Consider the following 22,272-nt stretch of genomic DNA (forward strand, 5'->3'; position numbering starts at 1 on the left):
CCCTTCGGGTGCTCAATGCATAGCAGCAACGCTCAGCCGCACTTGCTATATCCGCAGTTGAGGCACGTCTGACACCCATCCATCAGCACCAGCGCCTTGGTATTGCACTTGGAGCACAGCGTCGCGCCCGGCGGGAAGCCGTTGGTGGGTTCGCCGGTATCGGCAGCGCTTGAGGCGGCAGCAGCAGGCGCTGCACTCACATCAGAGTTTTTTTTTGCAGCGCCAGCTTCATAAGCAGCGCGCTTCTCGGCGATGAGGCGGCGAGTGGACTCGTCCATCTCTGGATCGTGGATCAGGCCGATCATCTTCATATGCTGCTCGATGACGGTGCCGATCTCGGCGACGATGCTGGGCATGTAGACGCCGCCGGCCTTGAAGTAGCCGCCACGCGGGTCGAACACGGCCTTCATCTCCTCCACCATGAAGGTGACGTCGCCGCCTTTGCGGAAGACGGCGGAGGTGATGCGGGTGAGCGCCACGATCCACTGGAAGTGGTCCATGTTCTTCGAGTTGATGAAGATCTCGAAGGGACGGCGCTGTTCGTGCTGGGTGCCGGCGTTGAGCACGATGTCGTTGACGGTGACGTACAACGCATGCTCGAACAGCGGCGACTTGATCTTGTAGGTGGAGCCGATGAGCGTCTCGGGACGCTCCAGGCTCTCGTGCATCTGGATCACTTCCGCCTTGGGGGCCTCTTTGGGCGCGGCGGGAGCTGCGGCGGGCGCGGCCTTGTCCTCGGGCTTAACGACGTTGTAGCCCTTGATCTTCTTTTCGATCTTGATCGCCATAGGAATGTACTTTTTTCAGTTGCGTTGGCGTGAGGTATCGGCGCGCGGCGGGCCGAAACGCTCCGGCCCGGCGCACGGCCGGGCCGGAGCGTGGTGTTACTTACTTCTTCTTGCGGGCAACTTTCTTGGCCGGCTTGCGCGCGACCTTGACGCTTGCCTTCTTGCTGGCAGTGGACCTCTTGACCGCTTTCTTGGCGGTCTTTTTACCGGCGGCCTTCTTGGCCGTCTTCTTCACGGCGACTTTCTTAGCCGTTTTTTTGCTGCTGACCTTCTTTGCTGCCTTCTTTGCCGTCTTTTTCACGGCCTTTTTGGCGCTGCTCTTCTTAGCAACTTTCTTCTTGGCGCCAACCTTCTTGGCAACCTTCTTCACAGCCTTCTTGGCGGAAGCGGCTTTCTTGGCGACCTTCTTCACTGCCTTCTTGACGGCTTTCTTGGCCGTCTTCTTGGCGCCTGCCTTCTTGGCCGCTTTCTTCACGGCTTTCTTGGCAGCGGCCTTCTTGGCAGCCGGCTTCTTCTTGGCGGCAGCCTTTTTGGCGGTCTTCTTCACCGCTTTCTTGGCAGCCTTCTTGGCCGGAGCGGCCTTCTTCGCAGCTGCGGCCTTTTTCTTGGCCGGCTTGCGAGCCTTCTTGGCCTTGGGGGCCGGGGTTGCGGCCGAAGCGGCCGGGGCTTCCGGCATGGCCGGGATTACTTCGATTACTTCGAAATCGGTATCAATAGACATCTGGGTTTCCCCTCCGACGTGAGTTCAGTACTTGGCGTGGGCCTGCGTTTATCAAGGCGTTGAACATCGAACCGCGCACGGGCCAACCGCTTCGAGAAGCGGCTGGCCCACGCTCAGAACTTGCCGTAATAGCCTTCCTTCAAGGCATCGAATAGGTTGGCGGCCGTGTGCATTTCGCCGTCGTATTCCACTTCTTCGTTGCCTTTCAGTTCGATAACGCTACCGTCTTCTAATTCGAAGCGGTAGAGGGTGCTCTCAAGATCGGCTTCTTTGACCAACACACCCTGGAATGCAGCAGGGTTGAAACGGAAGGTCGTGCAGCCCTTGAGGCCCTGCTTATAGGCGTAGAAGTAGATGTCCTTGAAGTCTTCGTAAGGGTAGTCGGTGGGCACGTTCGCAGTCTTGGAGATCGAGGAATCGATCCACTTTTGCGAGGCGGCCTGGATATCGACATGCTCCTTGGGCGAGATGTCGTCCGCGGCGACGAAGTATTCCGGCAGCTTGTTCTGCGGGTCGTCGGTGAACGGCATCGCGTTAGCGTTGATGAAGCCGCGGTAGGCGAGCAGCTCGTAGCTGTACACCTCGACCTTTTCCTTGGTCTTGCGGCCTTCGCGGATCACGTTGCGTGAATAGTGGTGGGCAAAGCTCGGCTCAATGCCGTTGCTGGCGTTGTTGGCGAGCGACAGCGAGATGGTGCCGGTGGGCGCGATCGAGCTGTGGTGGGTGAAGCGCGCGCCGGTTTCGGCGAGCTGAGCCACCAGGTTCGGCGCCACGGTGGCCACGCGCTGCATGTAGCGGCTGTACTTGGCGTGCAGCACGCGGCCGGGGATGGTGTCGCCCACCTTGTAGCCGTCGGCGACCATTTCCGGGCGCTTGCGCAGCATGTCGCCGGTGACGGTGAAGTCCTGCAACAGGATCGGGGCGGGGCCCTTTTCCTTGGCGAGGTCGAGGGCTACTTCCCAGCCGGCCACGGCCATTTCGCGCGAGACGTCTTCGGTGAAGCTCACTGCGTCGGCGGCGCCGTAGCGCATCTTGAGCATGGTCAGCGTGCTGCCCAGGCCCAGGAAGCCCATGCCGTGGCGGCGCTTGCCCAGGATCTCGTTGCGCTGCTGTTCCAGCGGCAGGCCGTTGATCTCCACCACGTTGTCGAGCATGCGGGTGAACACCTTCACCACTTCGCGGTATTCGTCCCAGTCGAAGCGGGCCTTGGGGCCGAACGGGTCGCGCACGAAGGTGGTGAGGTTGATCGAACCGAGCAGGCAGGAGCCGTACGGCGGCAGCGGCTGCTCGCCGCAGGGGTTGGTGGCGCGGATGTGCTCGCACCACCAGTTGTTGTTCATCTCGTTGACCTTGTCGATCAGGATGAACCCGGGCTCGGCATAGTCATACGTCGAGACCATGATCATGTCCCACAGGTGGCGGGCGCGGATGTGGCCGTAGATCTTGCAGGCGACCAGGCCGTCTTCGCGCTCCACGTAGTTTTCGTGGGTGGGCCATTCGCGCCACACGACCTTTTCGGGGTCGGTGAGGTCGATCTCGTCCTGCTCCTTCACGTGCACCGGGAAGACCAGCGGCCAGTCCAGGTCGTGCTCCACCGCCTGCATGAAGCCGTCGGTGACGAGCAGGCTGAGGTTGAACTGGCGCAGGCGGCCATCCTCGCGCTTGGCGCGGATGAATTCCTTCACGTCGGGATGCGCGACGTCGAACGTGCCCATCTGCGCACCGCGGCGACCGCCGGCGGAGGAGACGGTGAAGCACATCTTGTCGTAGATATCCATGAAGGACAGCGGGCCGCTGGTGTAGGCGCCAGCGCCCGACACGTACGCGCCGCGCGGGCGCAGCGTGCTGAACTCGTAGCCGATGCCGCAGCCGGCCTTCAGCGTAAGGCCCGCCTCGTGCACCTTCTCCAGGATGTCGTCCATGGAGTCGCGGATGGTGCCGGACACGGTGCAGTTGATGGTGGACGTGGCCGGCTTGTGCGCCAGCGCGCCCGCGTTGGAGGTGATGCGGCCCGCCGGAATCGCACCGCGACGCAGCGCCCACAGGAAGCGCTCGTTCCAGTGCTCACGGAGTTCCGGCGTGGCTTCCACGTCGGAGAGTGCGCGCGCGACGCGCTGATAGGTTTCGTCGACGCTGCCGTCGACCGGGGCACCCGACTTGGCTTTCAGTCGGTACTTCTTGTCCCAGATGTCTTGTGATGCGGGCTGCAGGGGAATCATTGCAACGCCATCTCGATTGATTTCCAGACCCACGGCTGGTGCACGCACGGTGCTCATCGGCTTCCTGACCTCCCGGTGCGGCCTTGCGGCCCCATTGGATTCTTATTGTTGGCTTTATCCGTCCGCTCGGTTTCCGCTACGCCGTGACGACGTTGCCACCCGTCTTGCGAAGCCCTTGCCGGACATTTCCTTGCCTGGACTGCAACCGCTCCCCCTAAGAGCTGTCACATGACACCAGCACTTGTTAAAACGCCGGCATCCATACACAAGATGTTGTGGTTGCGAACGGAGGTGAACGTTACCCCCGTGGTTGTCTGATGTCAAAGAGTTTTGGCGGGTTGGACGACTGGAACCGTGGGTGTTGTGGCTAGTCGAATGTGGGCGGATTTCCGGGGCGTGTAGTGCGAGGCGATCACGCGATGAAGCTGCCGAAAGCTGCAGCAAACTCGCTCCCTCCCCTGCGTGTAGCAGGGGAGGGTTGGGGTGGGGTGAAGCCATCAAGTGTGCAGTGACATCTCAAGAGCTCACCCCCTCCCAACCTCCCCCTGCTTGCAGGGGGAGGGGCAAAGCGCGCGCGATCACGCTTCAAACGGGGCACACAAAACAGGTTTTAAGATTCGCGCTGCCGCCGCGGAGGCGATTCAATATTCACGCTCAACTTCGTCGAGGAGTCTTCATGCAACACCGTCGCATTCGCCCCCTTGCCGTCTTGTTTGCTGCCCTGCTCGCCACCGTCGTGCCGCTGGCCAGTCATGCCACGTTGCCGCCGACGGTGGATGGACAGCCTCTGCCCTCCTTGGCGCCGATGCTGGAGAAGGTGACGCCCGCGGTGGTGAATATCTCCACCAAGACGCGGGTGCAGGTGCGCGACCCGTTTTTCGACGACCCGGTGTTCCGCCAGTTTTTCGGCCTGCCCGGCGGGCAGCGCCAGCGCATTGCGCAGAGCCTGGGTTCGGGCGTGATCGTGGATGCGGCAAAGGGTTATGTGCTGACCAATAACCATGTGGTGGGCGGCGCGGACGACATCACCATCACCTTGCAGGACGGGCGCGACTTCAAGGGCAAGCTGATCGGCACCGATCCGGATACCGATGTGGCGGTGGTGCAGATCCAGGCGACCGGACTGCAGGCGTTGCCGATGGCGGATTCGTCGAAGCTGCGCGTGGGCGATTTCGTGGTGGCCGTGGGCGACCCGTTCGGGCTGGGGCAGACGGTGACTTCGGGCATCGTGTCGGCGTTGCAGCGTTCGGGGCTGGGCGGCACTGGCTACCAGAACTTCATCCAGACCGATGCCTCGATCAACCCCGGCAACTCGGGCGGCGCGCTGGTGAATCTGCGCGGTGAGCTGGTGGGTATCAACACCATGATCTTCTCGCCCTCGGGCGGCAACGTGGGCATCGGCTTTGCAATTCCAACCAACCTGAGCCGCGAGGTGATGGAGCAGCTGATCGCACACGGCAAGGTGAGCCGCGGCAACCTGGGGGTGGAAACGCAGGACATTTCGCCACGCATTGCGCAGGTGCTGGGCCTGAAGAGCACGACGGGTGCGGTGGTGACACGCGTGAGCAGCGGCTCGGCGGCGGATGGCGCGGATATCCAGGTGGGCGACGTAATCACCGCGATCGACGGCAAGCCGCTGCGCAACGCGCAGGAGCTGCGCAACGCCGAAGGCCTGATGCCGGTGGGCAGCGCGGTGAAGCTCAGCGTGCAGCGCAACGGCGCTACGCGCGACGTGGTGGCCAAGCTCACGCCGGAGAAGCTGGCGACGCTGGACGGTGCCAGCCTAGATGCGCGCCTGGCCGGCGTGACCTTCAGCGAGCTGTCGCAGAACCTGCGTGGTCAGGGCGTGGCTGGTGTGGCGGTAGGTTCGGTGCGTGCCGGTAGTCGTGCGGCGCTGGCTGGACTGAGCAGCAGCGACATCGTGATCGGCGTGGGCAACTTGCGCATTCCCAACCTGGCGACACTGAAGCGCCTGGCCGGGGTGAACCCGCGGCAGTTGGTGCTGGTGGTGTCAGGCGACGAGGGCGTGCGCTACGTCGATATTCGCTGACCGGTAGGAGTGCACCCTGTGTGCGAGGGGTGTGCTTGGAAGGTGCCGTCGCAAGAACGGTCGCCCACAGGGTGGGCTCCTACGGGGGCGGTTAAGGGGCGTCGCAGCGGGCCTTGATATGGAAGCCCCGCGTCAGCTTGTGTTTCAGCAAGCCGGGCCACGATGCGATGACGCGCACATCACAGCGCCTTTCTTCATCCAAGCGCATGAACTCGCTTGATGTTTCACCGGCGGCCGGATGAAATACCGCAGCTTTACCCACGCATGCATGCCATTGACGGCAGTACGCAGTCCTTACTCAGTCGAACCCGGGGTCTCCCAACACTATGTCCTTCCGTCTTGCACGCATCCTTTCTGTTGCACTCCTCGGCGTTTGCGCCGCTACCGCGGTGTCTGCCGCGCCCAGAGCCAAGACCTCCAAGAAGCCCGCTCAGCCGGCCGTACCCACCCTGGTGTGGCGCGGCGACGTAACCACCGCGCGCGGCATCGTGATCGATGTGGCCAAGGCCTATGAAAAAGCTGGCAAGGGCAAGATCGAGGTGCAGCCGTTCAACACCGCCTCTGGCCTGGACGCGGTCGCCAAGGGCTCCGCGGATTTCGCCGGCAGCGCACGTGGCCCGGACGGCACGGCGGAGAGCAGCCTGGTGTTCACGCCGATGGCGTGGGACGCGCTGGTGATGATCACCTACCCCTCCAACCCGGTGAGCAGCCTGACGCTGAAGCAGGTGCATGACATCTACTACGGCAAGATCACCAACTGGAAGGACGTCGGCGGCAACGACGAGCCGATCAACTTATATGCCGTGGCCAGCCCCGGCGACGGTGTGGAATACAGCCTGCGCAAGCTGCTGTTCGGTCGCGGCAGCCAGCCGGTGGCGGCACCGCGCCTGTACGTGAATACCGCCAAGCTGGAAGAGGCCGTGACGCTCGATCCGAAGGCGATGGGCGTGACCACGCTGGCCGGTATCAGCGGCAACAGCAAGGTGAAGATGCTCCACATCAACGGCGCGCCGGCCACCACCTCGACGGTGAAGGACGGCAGCTATCCGCTGTTTATCCCGGTGTACCTGATCACCAACGAGAGCAACCCGAAGGCCGCGCAGGTGAAGGGCTTCGTGGATTTCCTCTCCACCGATACGGTGCGCAGCATCGCTCGCCAGCATTCGCTGGTGCCGTATGACGAAGCGCCGGCACTGGCCGAGCTGGATGCGTCGCGTCGCCCGACGATCCTCGCCGAAGTGGGTGCCCGCCCGATGCCGCAGGAAACGCCGGTGGCTGCGCCAGGTGCGACCTATGCCTCGCGCGCCGCAGTCGCCCCGACTTCGGAGCGCACCCAGGACGCGAAGCAGGCGCTGGACACGCGCAATGAAGAAAGCGCCGCCAAGAAGGCCGAAGCCAGCGCCGACGCCAAGACCCACACCGTGGGCAAGGGCGACACGCTGGGCGCGATCGCCAAGAAGTATTCGGTGAGCGTGTCCGACCTGCGCAGCTGGAACGGCCTGAAGAACGACATGGTGCGGATCGGCCAGGTGCTGAAGGTCAGCGCGCAGTAAGCGCTGACGTGCGCATCCGCGCCCTTACGCTGGACCTGGACGACACCCTGTGGCCGGTACTGCCGGCCCTGGAGCGTGCGGACCGCGAGCTGGATGCGTACCTGCGCCAGCACTATCCCGACGTAGCGCGCGCATGGCCGATCCCGGCCATGCGCGTTCTGCGCGCCCAGGTGGCTGCCGAGCGCACCGACCTGGCCCACGACTTCACCGCGCAGCGCCACATCACCATGCAGCGTGCGTTCGCCGCCTGCGGCATCGCCGAGGCGCCGCTGGAAGCGTTGTGGGAGATTTATTTCACCGCCCGCAACAGCGTGGAGCTGTATGCGGACAGCCTGCCCGCGCTGGAGCGCATCACCGCGCACTGGCCGGTGGCCAGCCTGACCAATGGCAACGCGGATCTGGACTTGATTGGCATCCGTGCGCATTTCGCGCACCACATCTGCGCACGCGATACCGGGGCAGCCAAGCCCGATCGCCTCATTTTCACCACCGCGGCCGAACGCCTGGGCGTGATGCCCGGCGAGATCCTGCATGTCGGCGACGACCCGGAACTTGATGTGGTCGGCGCGCGCGAAGCGGGGTTGCGTACGGCGTGGATCAATCGCTCACGGCATCCGTGGCCGGGCTTGCTGGGCGCAGCACCGGATCTGGATCTGCCGGATATGGAAGCGCTCGCGGATTGGCTGGATGCGCATCCCGTAACGCGCTGAGCAGAAGACCCATCGAACTTACTTACATCGTCATCCCGGCCTGTGCCGGGATGCGACTAAGTGGCATAGGCATCGCTTACGAAAGCGCGCATCATTCCTCGCTATGTCTTGTAAGCCTGCGTGCGCATGCACGCCGAATGGAGTCCCATGTCCGCATTGATCGAACGCAAATCCGGCGATCGCCAGAGCATCGCCATCGAGACCACCGACGCCGCGCATTTCACCGCGACCAAGCGTCGCCTTAGTGCGGCACAGCGGCGCTGGCTGAGCGAGACCGGCTTCGAAGCCGCGCCCGGTACGTTCGCCCTGCTCTCCGATACCAACGGCAAGCTGGCGCGTGTGCTGGCGGGCGTGGATGCGACCGACGCGCTGAGCGCTCTCGCACACCTGCCGCGCCTGTTGCCGGAAGGCAGCTATCACCTCGCGGCGGAGGGCGTGCTGGCCGATTCATCGCAGGCGGCGCTGGGCTGGGCGCTGGGTGCATATGAGTTCACCCGCTACCGCAAAGCGAAGCGGGCGCCGGCCAAGCTGGCCGTCGCCGCTGCTGATTTGCAGGTACTGGCACCGCTGGTGGATGCCACCGCGCAAGTGCGCGACCTGGTCAACACGCCCACCGAAGATATGGGTCCGAAGCAGCTCGCCGAGGCGGTGAACCAGCTCGGCAAGACCTATAAGGGCAAGGTGCGCGAATGGGTGGGCGATGAGCTGCTCAAGGCCAACTTCCCCACTATTCATGCCGTGGGTCGCGCCAGCCATCGCTCGCCGCGCCTGATCGAACTGACCTGGGGCAAGGCCGAGCATCCGAAGTTGGCCGTGATCGGCAAGGGCGTGTGCTTCGATACCGGCGGCCTGGATCTGAAACCCGCCGACGGCATGCGCTGGATGAAGAAGGACATGGGCGGCGCCGCACATGCGATCGCACTGGCGCGCCTGATCATGGAAGCGAAACTGCCAGTGCACCTGCAGCTGTTGATTCCCGCCGTGGAAAACGCGGTGAGCGGCAATGCGCTGCGTCCGGGTGAGGTGGTGATCACCCGTGCCGGCCATAGCGTGGAGATCGACAACACTGATGCCGAAGGCCGTCTGGTGCTGTGCGATGCGCTGGCCTATGCCAGCGAACAGCAGCCGGACCTGATCGTGGATTTCGCCACGCTCACCGGCGCCGCGCGCGTCGCGCTGGGTCCGGATCTGCCGGCGCTGTTCGCCAACCGCGACGAGCTGGCCGACAACGTGCTGGCCGCCGGCCGCGTGGTGAACGACCCGCTGTGGCGTCTTCCGCTGTGGCGTCCATATCGCAAGATGCTCGACTCCTATCTGGCTGATTTCGCCAACTCGGGTGCATCGCGCCATGCGGGTGCGATTACCGCGGCGCTGTATCTGGAGCGCTTTGTGCCGGAATCGACGGCGTGGATGCATCTGGATACGTATGCGTGGAACGACGCCGATCGTCCGGGTCGCCCGCGCGGTGGTGAGGCGATGGGTGTGCGGGCGTTCTTTGCTTTTCTGCAGGGGCGTTATTCGCGCTGAGGGAAATTGGGAGAGGGAGTCGCAAGGGCTTACCCCTCCCCAACCCTCCCCTGCAAGCAGGAGAGGGAGCAAGGTGTCGCAAGCTTTAGCTCCTCCCCCTGCCTGCAGGGGGAGGCTGGGAGGGGGTAAGCCCTTGCGACACCGCTACTACCTCTGCAACTCCCTCCAGATCTCCTCCAACACCTCATGCGTGCGCAATAGCACGTCGTCATTCCAGAACCGCCGTACGCGATAGCCCAATCGCACCAGTTTGGCCGTGCGCTCTGCATCGTAGGCTTGCGCATCGAGATGCTGTCCGCCGTCGAGCTCGATGATCAATCGTGCAGGGAGGCAAACAAAGTCGACGATGTAGCCTGCTAGTGGATGTTGACGTCGAAACTTGTATCGGGCGATTTGTTCGCGTTGCAGGAAGCGCCATAGGCAGCGCTCGGCATCGGTGCTGTTGTTGCGCAACTGACGAGCGCGCTGGCGGATGAGTTGCATGGGGCGTCCTTGCAGTGAATGGTGCTGCAAAGATTTCCTCGCCCGCTTAGCCACCTCTAGCAGACGCTGGAGTTACGCGACGTCATCTAAAGCTGATCATTTGAGAGGGTGGCGCAAGAGCCTTACCCCCTCCCAACCTCCCCCTGAAAGCAGGGGGAGGAGCTAAAGCACGCGACAACCGGCCCCCTCCCCTGCGTGCAGCAGGGGAGGGTTGGGGTGGGGTCGAGCCCTTCATTGCGCGTCACGCAACACGCACCACTCAACTCTTCTTGCTAGCCAACTTCCTCAGCTTCCCCGAGCTGTCGTTTTTGTACGCAGCTACGCCGAGAAACGCGGCAAGCTCGTTGGCGAACGCCTCATCCTCGCGGTGGTCGTGGTGCTCCGCGACAAACAAGCGCCCGTTGTCGTAGACGACATAGGTACGAAACCAGAGTTTGTAGTTGTGCTCCAGCAGCACCTTCTGCGGGTTGCGGTAGGCCAGCCGGAATCGCCACAGCAGGGCTTGGCCCGATGGCGACACGCTCAACGGCAGGTGCTCCACGATGGCCTTGCCCAACCGATAGGTCGTTAGCAGCGACACCGCCAGGGCGGACATGAAGAGTCCCGGGCCATCGAAGCTGCCTGGCGTGGCTTCAGAGGATGCCTTGAACAGCAAGGCCGCCATCAGGGCAAGCAGCGCGCACGTCAGCCCTTCAATCCACGGCATCTGACCGATACCAGGCACACGGCGGATGATGAAGGCCTGGGGCGTGGTCGGTGTCATTGGCATTCCATGGCATGGGGGATAGGCAGGCGCTTAATCATGCCTCCGATCGAGCCGGCATGACCTTCGGCGATGTTGCGCGCTGCGTTGCGCTGCCATTCTATGGGCTTCGCTCCCCGGAACCCGCCCATGACGATCCTCCGCCCTCGCCTGCTCACCCTTGGTCTTGCCGCTCTGCTGGGCACCAGCGCCGCGTTCGCCGCGGACACGCCGGCCAAGCCACTTGCTCAACCGCCGATCAGCGAGCTGACGCAGCGCTCGGGCGGCGTGATGCCGGCGGAGCAGCGACGGGTGAATTTCGACCATGCGGAATTGCATTTCACGCCGGATATCGCCAAGCAGACCCTGGATGCCACCGCGCGGCTCACCTTCACGGCACGCGAAGCGACTGATGCGTTGGTGCTGGACCTGGACCATAACCTGGCCATCAGCGACATCAGCCTCGATGGCAAACCGCTCGCCGCCAGCACGTGGAGCAACCCGGACGGCCGTCTGCGCATCCAGCTGCCGGCGCCCTTGGCGAAGGGCAGCAAGGCGGTGGTGGAGATCCATTACGGCGGTAAGCCGCATGTGGCGCAACGCGCCCCGTGGGATGGCGGCTTCGTATGGGCGAAGACCGAGGATGGGCAGCCGTGGATCGCCACCGCAGTGGAGGGCGAAGGCTGCGATCTGTTCTGGCCGTGCATCGACCATCCACAGGGCAAACCGGATCTGGTGGATACCTATATCACCGTGCCGAAGACGCTGGCTGCGCCGGGCAACGGCGTGCTGGTGGATATCAAGGACGAGGGCGAGAACCACACGTATCACTGGCGCGCCAAGCATCCGACCACTTACGCCATCTCGCTCAACATCGGTCCGTTCGACGTATTGAAGGGCGATTACCACAGCCGCTACGGCAACACGATTCCGATGCAGATGTGGTATCTGCGCGGCCACGAGGCGCAGGCGAAGCAGTTGTTCGGCGAATTCCCGCGCATGCTGGATTTCTTCGAAGAGCAGATCGGTCCCTACCCGTTCGGCGACGAGAAGATGGGTGTGGTGGAAACGCCGCACCTGGGCATGGAACACCAGACCATCAATGCCTATGGCAACGGCTACCCGCGCAGCGAGTACGGCTTCGACTGGTTGCTGCAGCATGAGTTCTCGCACGAGTGGTTCGGCAACCAAGTGACCAACACCGACTGGGACGACATGTGGATCCATGAGGGCTTCGGCACCTACATGCAGCCGCTGTATGGCCAGTATCTTTATGGCGACATGCCGTATTTCTCCATGCTGCAGAACGAGCGCAGCATGGTGAAGGACGCCTATCCCATCGTTGCCGGCCGCAGCCAGTTCGAGCATGAGGTGTACGACGCCGATCACGGCCCCGCCAACGACATCTATTACAAGGGCTCGCTGATGCTGCACACGTTGCGGCAGATGATCGGCGACAAGGCGTTCTTCGAGACGGTGCGCCGTCTGGTGTATGGCCGTCCCGACCCGAAGCCGGGCAACTTCGCGCCGCACTACGCGACGACCAAGGACTATATCGACATCGTGCATCAGGTGACCGGCAAGGACCTGGGCTGGTTCTTCGACGTCTATCTGTATCAGGCTGCGCTGCCCAAGCTGGATATGAAGCACGAGGGCAATGTGCTCAACCTGCGCTGGGAAGTGCCGCAGAACAAGCCGTTCCCGATGCCGATCGAGGTGCAGGTGGGCGAGACCTTGCACACCGTGCCGATGACCAACGGCGAAGGCCATCTCGATGCGCCAGCGGGTGCGCTGGTGATCATCGACCCGCGCAGCAAGGTGCTGCGGGATCTGCCGCACATGGCGGAATTCCAGCAGTGGAAGAAGGAACAGGCCGCCAAGAAAGCGAAGGCGGCGAAGTAAGATTTAGCGCAACGACTGTGGCGGCGGCAGACGCTCTTCCGTCGTGTCGCCGCCCAGTGCGCCGCGGAAGCGTTGCACGGTACGCCACAGCGCACGCAGACCGCGCAGGATCTTCGGCAGCAACCACAGCAGCAGCAGGATGAAGATCCCCAGCGCTATCAGCAGCACCAGCGGGTGCTGCCACATCAGGTAGAGAATCCCCATCCACGAGATGTCCTCGCCCACGCTGGCCCCCCAGTTGCTGAAGGGCTCGGGCGAAGTGTTGATCAGGGCACGGCCACCGGATTTGGCCAGGTGCGTGCCGGACACCAGCGCGCCGCCCAACAGTGCCGCTGCGGTCTGCATCGCAGGCGTGGAGTCCTTGAACACACCCCACGCCAGCAAGGTGCCGGCCGGGATGCGAATGAAGGTGTGGATGGCATCCCAGATGCTATCGAAGGCGGGCACCTTGTCGGCCAGGAATTCGCCCACCATCAGCACGCCCGATACGCCGAGCATCCAGTTGTCAGTGAGTATGTCCAGCCCCGATGGCAGGTGCACCACGCCCAAGCGCCCCAGCAAGCCGGCGACGAAGACGGTAGCGTAGAGGCGGATACCGCTGGCCCAGGCCAGGCCACCGGCGAGCGCGACGTTCGACAGCATGTCCATGGCGGTTCTCGGCGATGGGAAGCGGCAGCGCTTATGTACGCTTAGTTGGCCGGCAAGTCCATGGAGGGAGGACGGATCACCCCGCTCTGCGTCGCTTTATGCAGCGCTATACGCGGCTGGTACGTAAGGCGTCCAGGCGATCCCGCTGAACCAGCGCAACTTGAGATAGGCCGGTAAACCCGACACCAGAGTCCAGCTGCTCACCGGGTGGATATCGTTCTTCGCCGCCTGCAGGGTATCGTCCGCCTGACCTTCGTATACGCCGCGATCCGCCTTCATCCAGCGCACCAGGCCACGCATCGTCCCACGACGTTGCCGTTGTGCGCGGATTGCATCCTCGTAAGGGAAGGTGGCATCACGCCCATGTTCACGGAACAGCTGCTCCTGCCATACGAACAGCGACTGCAATGCGGGGTGGTGACTGAAATGCGGAACGATGCGCAGCGGCCGCAATAGCGAAGCCAGCGTCAGGTCCGCGGCAGTGAACTGCTCGCCTACCAGGTAAGGGCGTTGCTCCAGTGTCTTCGCGATGGGAAGTAGCAATGCTTCCAACGCTTCGTACACCCCATCCTGCCGGTTGCGATGGAAATGGAAGCGCAGCGTCAACATCATGCCCAGCACCGGCGCGGCCAGACGGCGCCAGCCTCGGCGCGTGAACAAGCCGCCGCATACGTGCGGCATGAACAACTGCGCCAGCGTCTGCGGACACTCCATGATGACCTGGGTGTAGCCGAGCCGGCGCGCGTAGAGGCCGAGGGTGGAATCGAGCCGGAGCATCCATTGCCATACCTGCTCACGCTCTGCCGGGTCGGACGGAAACAACGGTTGCCCGGGATAGGTTTCGTCCAGATAGCGGATGATCGGTGACGAGTCGCTGATCGCCACGCCGGTGGCGGTGTCGTGGATCAGCGGCACCGTCTGCGGGCAATCGAAACGCTGCATTTCCTTCTTGGTGAAGGCGACGATGTCGATGCCGTGCCAGGGCAGCCGTTTGAAATCCAGCGCCCAGCGCACCTTCTCCACGTAGTGCGACCAGTGCAGCTTGTATAGCTCGATCATGTCCCACTCCCGTGCGTGATTCTGTAGGGATGGGGATGTTGTCGCGCTTGCGCAAGGAGAGGCCGTGGCGCCGCGCATAAAAAAAAGCGGCGCATGTGCGCCGCTTTTTTTCCCATTCGCGCCGGTCAGTGTGCGCCCGGACTCGACGGTTGCTCCGGCGTCGTCGCTGCCGTGGCATTGGCCGAGAAACGGCCACCATACGGCAGCACTTCCGACGCTAGCTTGGCGTCGCCCTTGATCAGGCCCACCGCGTCGAACAGGATGTGCGCGGTTTCCTCGAGCTGCGGATCGGCCGCCTTCTTGGCGTCCTTCTCCTGTTTCAGCTCGGACTTCAGGCTGCGCTCGTTCGGGTTGAGGCCGTCGTCGAGGTTGTCCTTGTCGTCATCGGCCAGGTTGCCATCGATCGTCTTGTGACGCGCGCGGAAGTCGGCCTGGATGGCGTCCTGTTCCTTACGCTCGGCCTGGCGCTGCGCGAAGTTGAGCGAGACCGCGGTCTTGTCGCGCATTTTGCGGTACTGCGCCAGCTCGTCGAGCATCAGCTTCCACGACGGCGACTTGGCGGCGCGCGCATCGTGCTTGCCTTGCAGCTGACCCAGATAGGCCTTGAGGTCGGCGACCGGCTTGTATTCCGGCGCCGGCGCGATCTGCGTCCACGGCAGCGCGTTGTCGTAGGTCGACTCGCCGAAATCCTTCTCGTCGCCGTTCTTGGGGAAGTTGATGTCGGGCGTTACACCCTTGAGCTGGGTGGAGCCGCCGTTGATGCGGAAGAACTCGGCGATGGTCATCTTCAACTCGCCCAGCTGCGGCTTTTCTTTGCTGGCGCGACTGTTGAAACGGTCGAGGTCAACCAGGTTCTGCACCGTGCCCTTGCCGAAAGTGGGTTGGCCGACGATCAGGCCGCGGCCGTAGTCCTGAATGGCCGCTGCGAAAATCTCCGAAGCCGAGGCCGAGCCGCGATTGACCAGCACGGCCATCGGACCGCTCCAAGCCATGCCCGGATCGTCATCACCCTGCACTTCCACGCCACCGCGCGCATCGCGCACCTGCACCACCGGACCCTTGTCGATAAACAGGCCGGTGAGTTCGTTGGCTTCGGTCAGCGAACCGCCGCCGTTGTTACGCAGATCCATCACCACGCCTTCCACGCCGGCAGCCTTCAGCTCCCCGAGCAGCTTGGCGACGTCGCGGGTAGCGCTCTTGAAGTTCTTGTCGCCTTCGCGGCGCGCACCGAAGTCGGAATAGAAGGTGGGCAGATCAATCACGCCGATCTTACGGCTGACGTTGCCGTCCTTGATCTCGATGATCTTCTTCTTGGCGGCCTGCTCTTCGATGCTCACCTTCTGGCGTACCAGCGAGATCACTTCGTGCTTGCCGTCGAGACCTGCGTCGGCGGGCAGGATTTCCAGGCGGACGGTGGTGTCCTTCTTGCCGCGGATGCGGTTGACCACATCGTCGAGGCGCCAGCCGATCACGTCGACCATCGGGCCATCTGAGCCCTGGCCAATCGCGACGATGCGATCGCCCACGTGGACCTTGCCCGACTTGGCGGCCGGACCAGCCGGCACCACTTCGCGGATCTGGGTGTATTCATCGCGCGCCTGCAGCACCGCGCCGATACCTTCCAGCGACAGCTTCATGGAGATGTCGAAGTTCTCCGCCGCGCGTGGACCGAGGTAGTCGGTATGCGGGTCGGTGGATTCGGCATAGGCATTCATGAAGCTCTGGAATGCGTCCTCGCCATCAAGCTGACGCACACGCTCGATGTAGCCGGCGTAGCGCTTGTCGAGCGTCTTGCGAATTTCGTCGTCGGGCTTGCCGGCGAGCTTGAGACGCAGCCAGTCGTTCATGGTGCGCTGGCGCCACAGCGTGTCGAGCTCGGCCTGGTCCTTCGGCCAGTCGGCTTTCTTGCGATCGTAGGTGTAGCTCTCGTTGCTGGAGAAGTCGAAGCCCTTCTTCAGCAGCTCACGCGCGTAGCTCATGCGGTCGACCGCGCGCTGCACGTAGAGGTTGAACACGGAGAACGGACCGGACAGGTCCTGGTTCCAGATCGCGTCGTCGAACTGCGTTTTCAGCGGCGCGAACTTGGCCATGTCGGACTGGGTGAAGAACACCTTCTCGCCGTCGAGTGCGTCGAAGTAGGCCTTGTAGATCTTGGCCGACATCGCGTCGTCGAGCGGCTGCGACTCGTAATGGAAGCGGGTGAGGAAGCGCGCCGAGAGCTGCGCCGCCTGCGCCTGCGTGGTAGTGGCGGTCAGCGGCAACGACGATGCCTTGCGGCCCGTGTTGCCGGCGCCGAGATCGGCGGCCGATTGCGCGTACGCACCGGTCAGGGTGAAAGCAAGCAGCAGAGCGAGCGAGGGACGCAGTTTCATAAGTTCTCTTTAGGCGTGCTCAGTGACGCCCGCAGCGTGAGCCTGCAGGTCGGCGTGATAGGACGAACGCACCAGCGGACCGGAGGCGACGTGGCCAAAGCCCATCGCCTCGCCGGCTTCGCGCAGCGCTTCAAATTCTTCCGGCGTCCAGTAGCGCACCACGGGGTGATGATGCGGCGTGGGCTGCAGGTACTGGCCGATGGTAATCATGTCGACGTCGTGCGCGCGCAGATCACGCATGGTTTCCAGCACCTGCTCCATGGTCTCGCCCAGGCCCAGCATGATGCCGGACTTGGTCGGCACTTCCGGATGCTGCGCCTTGAAGCGCTTGAGCAGATCCAGCGACCACTGGTAATCAGCACCCGGGCGCACTTCGCGATACAGGTGCGGCACGGTTTCGAGATTGTGGTTGAAGACGTCCGGCGGGAAATCCTTCAACACTTCCAGTGCGCGCTCCATGCGGCCCTTGCCGCGGAAGTCGGGCGTGAGGATCTCGATCTTGATGTTCGGACTGGCATGGCGCACCGCGCGGATACACGAGGCGAAATGCTCGGCGCCGCCGTCACGCAGGTCGTCGCGATCCACCGAGGTGATCACCACGTAGCGCAGGCGCATGTCACGGATGGTCTCGGCCAGGCGTGCCGGCTCCAGCGGATCGGGCGCGGCCGGGCGGCCATGCGCGACGTCGCAGAACGAGCAGCGACGCGTGCACACCTCACCGAGGATCATGAAGGTGGCGGTGCCCTTGCTGAAGCACTCATGGATGTTCGGGCACGAGGCTTCCTCGCACACCGTGACCAACGCGTTCTCGCGCAGGCGCGCCTTCAGCTGCTGCACGGCATTGCCTTGCGGCAGTCGCACGCGGATCCAGCTCGGCTTGCGCAGCACCGGCACAGCGGCATCGAAGCCGGCGCGATTCAGGGCGATCTTGTCATTGCCGAGCTGCTTGTCGACCGCCGGCGTACCGGAGACGACGCTGATCGGAATGGCCTTGGAAGAGGAGATTTCGCTCATGTAGGCAAGCTCAGACCGCTACGCGAGCGGGTAGTTCGGGGATAACGGGAGCGGCAGGCTCGGCGACAAAGCCAAACTGGCGGCAGAATTCCTCCACCAGCGTGTCTTCCACATCCGCCAGCCGCGACGGACCGCCCAAGTCTAACACCTGGGTGACCGCCAAACCCTTGTAGCCACAGGGGTTGATGCGGTGGTAGGGCTCCAGGTCCATGTCCACATTGAAGGCCAGGCCGTGGAAGCTGCAGCCGCGACGTACGCGCAGGCCCAGCGCGGCCACCTTGGCCCCGGCGACATACACGCCCGGGGCGCCATCCATCCGCTCGGCGCCGATGTTCCAGTGCGCCAGCGTATCAATGATGGCCTGCTCGATCTTGTTGACCAGTTCGCGCACGCCCACGCCGGCGCGGCGCAGGTCGATCAACGGGTAGCCCACGATCTGGCCGGGGCCGTGATAGGTCACCTGCCCGCCGCGATCCACCGGCACCACGGGGATATCGCCCGGCGTCAGCACGTGCTCCATCTTGCCGGCCTGGCCCAGGGTGAATACAGGGTCGTGTTCCAGCAGCCATAGCTCATCGGGGGTATCCGGGCCACGCGCGTCGGTGAACGCGCTCATCGCCTTCCAGGTCACCTCGTAGGGCTGGCGGCCGAGGCGGCGGATCTTCAACGGGAGAGACATGGGTAACAGCGTCTGGAGTGGAAGAGTCTGGCCAATCTGCGGCCGGGCATGAGGGCTTGCAAGGGCCAGAACGGCGAAGAGCCGGGCGACCCTGAGGTCGAATCCCGGCTCCTTGCCTGTTTCACTCCCGTTGCGGCCGGGTCACAACGTGTAGCGGATATCCGGATCGGCCCGCAGCGTGCTGTGCGCGAGGTCGTATTGCTCGCGGCTATCGCAGCGGAAGCTCACCGTCACCGAGAGAAACTTGCCCTCGCGGGAGTGGCGATGCTTCACCGTTTCGTGCAGCACGTGCAAGCCGATGCCCTCGAGGATCTGCGGCACGTGCTTGGGCAGGTCCACGCTGGCGTTGCCCATGACGGTGATTTCGAATTCCCCAGGAAACTGGAAACCCTGGCCTTCTTGCTGCGCCTGGATCGAATCGATGTCTTTCATCGCGGCACCTCAGCTCAATTCTTCGCTTCGTCGGGCTTCTTGTCGCTGTGGAACCACAGCATGATGCTGTCCCACAGGCGCGCGAAGAAGCCGCCTTGCGGCGCGTCGTTCAGCGCCACCAGCGGCAGGTTCTGCACGGGCTGGCCGTCCAATGTGACGCGCAGGGTGCCAACCTGCTGGCCCTTGGTGAACGGTGCGATCAGCGTGGCCGGAACGTCCATGGTGGCCTTGAGCTTGTCGTAGTCGCCACGCTTGACGGTGACCAGCACGTCCTCGCTCACGCCCAGCGGCAGCTGGTTCTCCTTGCCCTTCCACAAGCGCGGCGTGGCCAGCGGCTTGTTGGCGTCATACAGCTTGTGGGTCTCATAGAAACGGAAACCGTAGTTCATCAGCGCCAGCGCCGAGTCGGCGCGCGCCTTTTCGCTGCTGGCACCCATCACGATGGCGATCATGCGGGAGTCGCCCTGCTTGGCCGAGGCGGCCAGGCAGTAGCCGGCGGCGGCGGTGTGGCCCGTCTTGATGCCGTCAACGGTCTGGTCGCGCCACAGCAGCAGGTTGCGGTTGTGCTGCTTGATGCCATTCCACTCGAAGTCCTTGATCGCCGAGATCGCATAGTCCTCGGGGAAATCGTGGATCAGCGCGCGCGACAGCAAAGCGATATCGCGCGCCGTCGTGTAGTGATTGGCGATCGGGTAGCCCGAAGCGTTCTGGAAGTTGGAATTCACCATGCCCAACTGCTTGGCATAGGCGTTCATCAGATTGGCGAACGCGGGCTCGGAGCCGGCGGTGTGTTCGGCCAGGGCGATGGCGGCATCGTTACCTGATTGGATGATCATGCCGTACAGCAGGTCCTTGAGCGGTACCTGGCTGTTGAGCTTGAGGAAGCTGGTGGAACCGTCGGTGGCTGCACCGCCGCCGCGCCAGGCGTTCTCGCTGATGGTGACCGGGTCGGCCATGTGGATCTTGCCGTTGGCGACCTCGGCGGAGACCACGTAGTCAGTCATCACCTTGGTGATCGAGGCGGGCTCGACACGTACATCAGGATCCTTGGAAGCGAGGATCTGGCCGGTGGCGTAATCCATCAGCACCCAGCTCTTGCCGTCCACATCCGGCGGCGGCGGCACCGGCGCCTCGGGCATCACCGGACGCGGCACCGGCGCGGGCTTGGGCGGGGTCTGCTGGGCGACGGCGGTACCGATCACCAGGGCGGCGACGGCAAGCGAGGACAGGGTGCGGCGGAGTAGGCTCATCGTTCTCTTCAATCCGGTTTCGATATGGCTGGCGCCGGAGCGCCGGTGTGGCAAGGGCTGGTAAAGCAAAGGGAAGACGTCAGTCTACCGCGACCTGCGGCCGTGGCAGCCCCATGCTTTCGATCTTGGTGGTGACGTCGTCGGCGCGGTCCACGTCAGACAGGGGCCCGACCCGCACCCGGCGCACGCTGCGGCCGTTGATTTGGGCATCCACCACCTGTACCGGCGCGAAATTCGCGGAGCGCAACTGTTGTGCCACCCGCTCGGCGTTGGCGTTGTCTGCGAACGCGCCCACTTGCAGGTAGATACCGGGCTTGGCAGCACCGGCAACCACTGGTGGCGGGGGCGGCGGCAAATCCTGCAGCGGCTCGCCGGGGGTAATGGCGCGCACTTCGACCAGACCCGTGCCCTTGGGCCATACACCGATCTTCACCGCGGCGGCGTAGGACAGGTCGATCAGGCGGTTTTCGTGGAAGGGCCCGCGATCGTTGATGCGCACGATCACGCTCTTGCCGTTGTCGAGATTGGTCACGCGCGCATAGCTGGGTAGCGGCAGTGTCTTGTGCGCGGCGGAGAACTGGTACATGTCGTATTCCTCGAGGCTCGAGGTCTTGTACCCGTGGAACTTGTTGCCGTAGAACGAAGCAATGCCGCGCTCCACGTAGCCGCTGGCGCTGGGCAGTACACGATACGACTGGCCCAGCACGCTATAGGGCGACTTGTTGCCGTACAGCGAGCGCGACTCCGTCTTGGGCACCGGCTCCACCAGCTTGCTGATATCCGGCGGCGGGCCGGAGGGCACGCTGTCGTCGTTGTCGCGATAGCGGCTGCCCTGCGACTTGGAGACGTCGTCATAGATGCCACCGCGCGCACTGCCGTTGCTGCTTCCAGCGCTGCCCGAGTAGCCGCCACCTTGCTGCGAAGAGCCACGCCCATTGTAAACACCACCCTTGGCCGGCCGCGGCTTGCTGCCGCTGCAACCGGCCAGCGCCAGGGTGGCTATGGCCAGCAGCGGCAGCGCAAGGGCTGGCCTCATCGGTTGGCCTCTTGCTCCCGCACCCCGGCGGCAATCGCTTGCGCAAGCTGGTGTACCGCCAGCGCATATAGCGGGCTGCGGTTGTAGCGGGTGATGACGTAGAAGTTCTGGAAGGTGAACCAGTATTCCGGCCCATTCGGCCCTTCCAGCGTCTGCAAGCTGCTCGGCAAACCAGGGTCCATGGCTTGCAACGGCGCGTAACCCCAGGCCATCAACTGCTCCATCGGCCACTGTGGCTTGGAGTCTTTCACCGAGATCGGCCGTGCTGCGGCATCCGGCTGCGCGCGTGCCACCACTGGCGCACCGGTAACCCAGCCGTGCTTGGCGAAATAGTTGGCCACGCTGCCGAGGATGTCGGGCAGCGAGTCGTGCAAATCAATATGGCCGTCGCCGTCCTGGTCCACGCCGAAGTCGCGGATGCTCGACGGCATGAACTGCCCCCAGCCCTGCGCGCCTGCGTAGGAACCAACGAGCGTGTCGAGCGGCCCACCCAATTGTGTATCAGGCAGACTCAACAACACTTTGAGCTGCTCACGAAAGAACGTCGCGCGCGGCGGGTAGTACAGACCGAGCGTTACCAACGCATCGAGCACCTTGTACTTGCCGGTGTTGCGCCCGTAAAAGGTTTCGACGCCGACGATCGCCACGATGTACTCCGGCGCCACACCGTACTGGCGTCCGACACGCTCCACCAGATCACGGTGTTCGCGATAGAAGGCGATGCCGTCATTGATGCGTTTGTCGGTGATGAAGATCGGGCGGTAGTCCTTCCACGCCTTGCCTTCGGCCGGACGGCTGATGGCATCGAGGATGCTCTGCTGTTTCTTGGCACCATCGAGCAGTGCGTTGAGAGTCTGCGGATTTTTGCCGGTTTCCTTGGCGACTTCGCGAACCAGCTGGTCCTGCCCCGGGTGTGTTTCGGCGATGGCCGGTGAGAGCGCCGTGGCTAGCCAGAGGCCAAGGGCGGCAAACAGATAGGAGGGGCGCTTCGTTGCGATAAGAGTCATGTGCTACTTCGCTGATGTGAACATCATCCGCGCAAAGCCTATCACGCACAGCAGCGCAATCTCGGGCAAAGCGCGGGCAC

19 protein-coding genes are annotated in these 22,272 nt (G+C 63.5%); 5 read left to right on the top strand and 14 right to left on the bottom strand.

All coding sequences use genetic code 11. From position 1 onward, the window contains the following. Nucleotides 1-32: 32 nt before the first annotated feature. The 3 genes from BM338_RS12435 to BM338_RS12445 all read right to left on the bottom strand — a co-directional run bounded on the left by BM338_RS12435 (nucleotide 33) and on the right by BM338_RS12445 (nucleotide 3,785). A complete protein-coding gene (locus BM338_RS12435; RefSeq protein ID WP_090451166.1) occupies nucleotides 33-788 on the bottom strand; it encodes a TSCPD domain-containing protein in 756 nt (251 codons plus the stop codon). A 100-nt stretch (nucleotides 789-888) separates the two neighbouring features. Continuing rightward, on the bottom strand, nucleotides 889-1,464 hold the full coding sequence (locus tag BM338_RS12440) for a hypothetical protein (RefSeq protein WP_177229323.1): 576 nt from the start codon (nucleotides 1,462-1,464) through the stop codon (nucleotides 889-891). 158 nt (nucleotides 1,465-1,622) lie between these two features. Further along, nucleotides 1,623-3,785, bottom strand: coding sequence for an adenosylcobalamin-dependent ribonucleoside-diphosphate reductase (locus tag BM338_RS12445; RefSeq protein ID WP_090451167.1), 2,163 nt, complete (start codon nucleotides 3,783-3,785; stop codon nucleotides 1,623-1,625). A 619-nt stretch (nucleotides 3,786-4,404) separates the two neighbouring features. Here BM338_RS12445 and BM338_RS12450 point away from each other — a divergent pair. The 4 genes from BM338_RS12450 to BM338_RS12465 all read left to right on the top strand — a co-directional run bounded on the left by BM338_RS12450 (nucleotide 4,405) and on the right by BM338_RS12465 (nucleotide 9,568). Then, nucleotides 4,405-5,778: a Do family serine endopeptidase gene (locus BM338_RS12450; RefSeq protein WP_090451168.1), complete on the top strand. Its 1,374-nt coding sequence runs from the start codon at nucleotides 4,405-4,407 to the stop codon at nucleotides 5,776-5,778. A 326-nt stretch (nucleotides 5,779-6,104) separates the two neighbouring features. Beyond that, the gene (locus BM338_RS12455; protein ID WP_090451169.1) at nucleotides 6,105-7,331 is read left to right on the top strand and encodes a LysM peptidoglycan-binding domain-containing protein; all 1,227 of its coding nucleotides are present in this window, start codon (nucleotides 6,105-6,107) and stop codon (nucleotides 7,329-7,331) included. 8 nt (nucleotides 7,332-7,339) lie between these two features. After that, nucleotides 7,340-8,041 (top strand): HAD family hydrolase, encoded by a 702-nt coding sequence (locus tag BM338_RS12460; RefSeq protein ID WP_090451170.1) that lies wholly within the window; start codon nucleotides 7,340-7,342, stop codon nucleotides 8,039-8,041. 147 nt (nucleotides 8,042-8,188) lie between these two features. Next, nucleotides 8,189-9,568, top strand: a complete 1,380-nt coding sequence (locus BM338_RS12465; RefSeq protein ID WP_090451171.1) for a leucyl aminopeptidase family protein — start codon at nucleotides 8,189-8,191, stop codon at nucleotides 9,566-9,568. 147 nt (nucleotides 9,569-9,715) lie between these two features. Here the strand turns inward: BM338_RS12465 and BM338_RS12470 are convergent, their stop codons facing one another. After that, nucleotides 9,716-10,051 (bottom strand): endonuclease domain-containing protein, encoded by a 336-nt coding sequence (locus BM338_RS12470; RefSeq protein ID WP_090451172.1) that lies wholly within the window; start codon nucleotides 10,049-10,051, stop codon nucleotides 9,716-9,718. Nucleotides 10,052-10,310: 259 nt separating this feature from the next. Next, nucleotides 10,311-10,814, bottom strand: coding sequence for a hypothetical protein (locus BM338_RS12475; protein WP_090451173.1), 504 nt, complete (start codon nucleotides 10,812-10,814; stop codon nucleotides 10,311-10,313). A 129-nt stretch (nucleotides 10,815-10,943) separates the two neighbouring features. On the opposite strand from BM338_RS12475, the gene BM338_RS12480 reads away from it, so the two are divergent. Continuing rightward, on the top strand, nucleotides 10,944-12,695 hold the full coding sequence (locus BM338_RS12480) for a M1 family metallopeptidase (protein ID WP_090451174.1): 1,752 nt from the start codon (nucleotides 10,944-10,946) through the stop codon (nucleotides 12,693-12,695). A gap of 3 nt (nucleotides 12,696-12,698) precedes the next feature. On the opposite strand, the gene BM338_RS12485 is transcribed toward BM338_RS12480, so the two are convergent. The 9 genes from BM338_RS12485 to mltB form a co-directional block, all read right to left on the bottom strand. Continuing rightward, complete coding sequence (locus BM338_RS12485; protein WP_218156335.1) at nucleotides 12,699-13,343, bottom strand: DUF4126 domain-containing protein; 645 nt, start codon at nucleotides 13,341-13,343, stop codon at nucleotides 12,699-12,701. 96 nt (nucleotides 13,344-13,439) lie between these two features. After that, entirely contained in the window at nucleotides 13,440-14,402 is a 963-nt protein-coding gene (locus tag BM338_RS12490; protein ID WP_177229324.1) for a glutathione S-transferase family protein, read from the bottom strand. Nucleotides 14,403-14,527: 125 nt separating this feature from the next. After that, nucleotides 14,528-16,774, bottom strand: a complete 2,247-nt coding sequence (locus tag BM338_RS12495) for a carboxy terminal-processing peptidase (RefSeq protein WP_090451176.1) — start codon at nucleotides 16,772-16,774, stop codon at nucleotides 14,528-14,530. Between the two features lie 9 nt (nucleotides 16,775-16,783). Beyond that, nucleotides 16,784-17,788 carry a lipoyl synthase gene (lipA, locus tag BM338_RS12500; protein WP_090451177.1) on the bottom strand — a complete coding sequence of 335 codons (1,005 nt, stop codon included), beginning with the start codon at nucleotides 17,786-17,788 and terminating at the stop codon, nucleotides 16,784-16,786. Between the two features lie 10 nt (nucleotides 17,789-17,798). Next, nucleotides 17,799-18,467, bottom strand: coding sequence for a lipoyl(octanoyl) transferase LipB (gene lipB / locus BM338_RS12505; RefSeq protein ID WP_090451178.1), 669 nt, complete (start codon nucleotides 18,465-18,467; stop codon nucleotides 17,799-17,801). Nucleotides 18,468-18,608: 141 nt separating this feature from the next. After that, nucleotides 18,609-18,899, bottom strand: coding sequence for a YbeD family protein (locus tag BM338_RS12510; RefSeq protein ID WP_090451179.1), 291 nt, complete (start codon nucleotides 18,897-18,899; stop codon nucleotides 18,609-18,611). A 14-nt stretch (nucleotides 18,900-18,913) separates the two neighbouring features. Beyond that, nucleotides 18,914-20,149, bottom strand: coding sequence for a D-alanyl-D-alanine carboxypeptidase family protein (locus tag BM338_RS12515; protein ID WP_090451180.1), 1,236 nt, complete (start codon nucleotides 20,147-20,149; stop codon nucleotides 18,914-18,916). Between the two features lie 79 nt (nucleotides 20,150-20,228). Next, complete coding sequence (locus BM338_RS12520; protein ID WP_090451181.1) at nucleotides 20,229-21,185, bottom strand: septal ring lytic transglycosylase RlpA family protein; 957 nt, start codon at nucleotides 21,183-21,185, stop codon at nucleotides 20,229-20,231. After that, nucleotides 21,182-22,192, bottom strand: a complete 1,011-nt coding sequence (gene mltB / locus BM338_RS12525; RefSeq protein ID WP_090451182.1) for a lytic murein transglycosylase B — start codon at nucleotides 22,190-22,192, stop codon at nucleotides 21,182-21,184. Before mltB ends, BM338_RS12520 begins: the two co-directional genes overlap by 4 nt. Nucleotides 22,193-22,272 lie beyond the last annotated feature (80 nt).

Origin of the sequence: Dyella sp. OK004, from assembly GCF_900114495.1 — a bacterium.
Lineage (GTDB): Bacteria > Pseudomonadota > Gammaproteobacteria > Xanthomonadales > Rhodanobacteraceae > Dyella_D.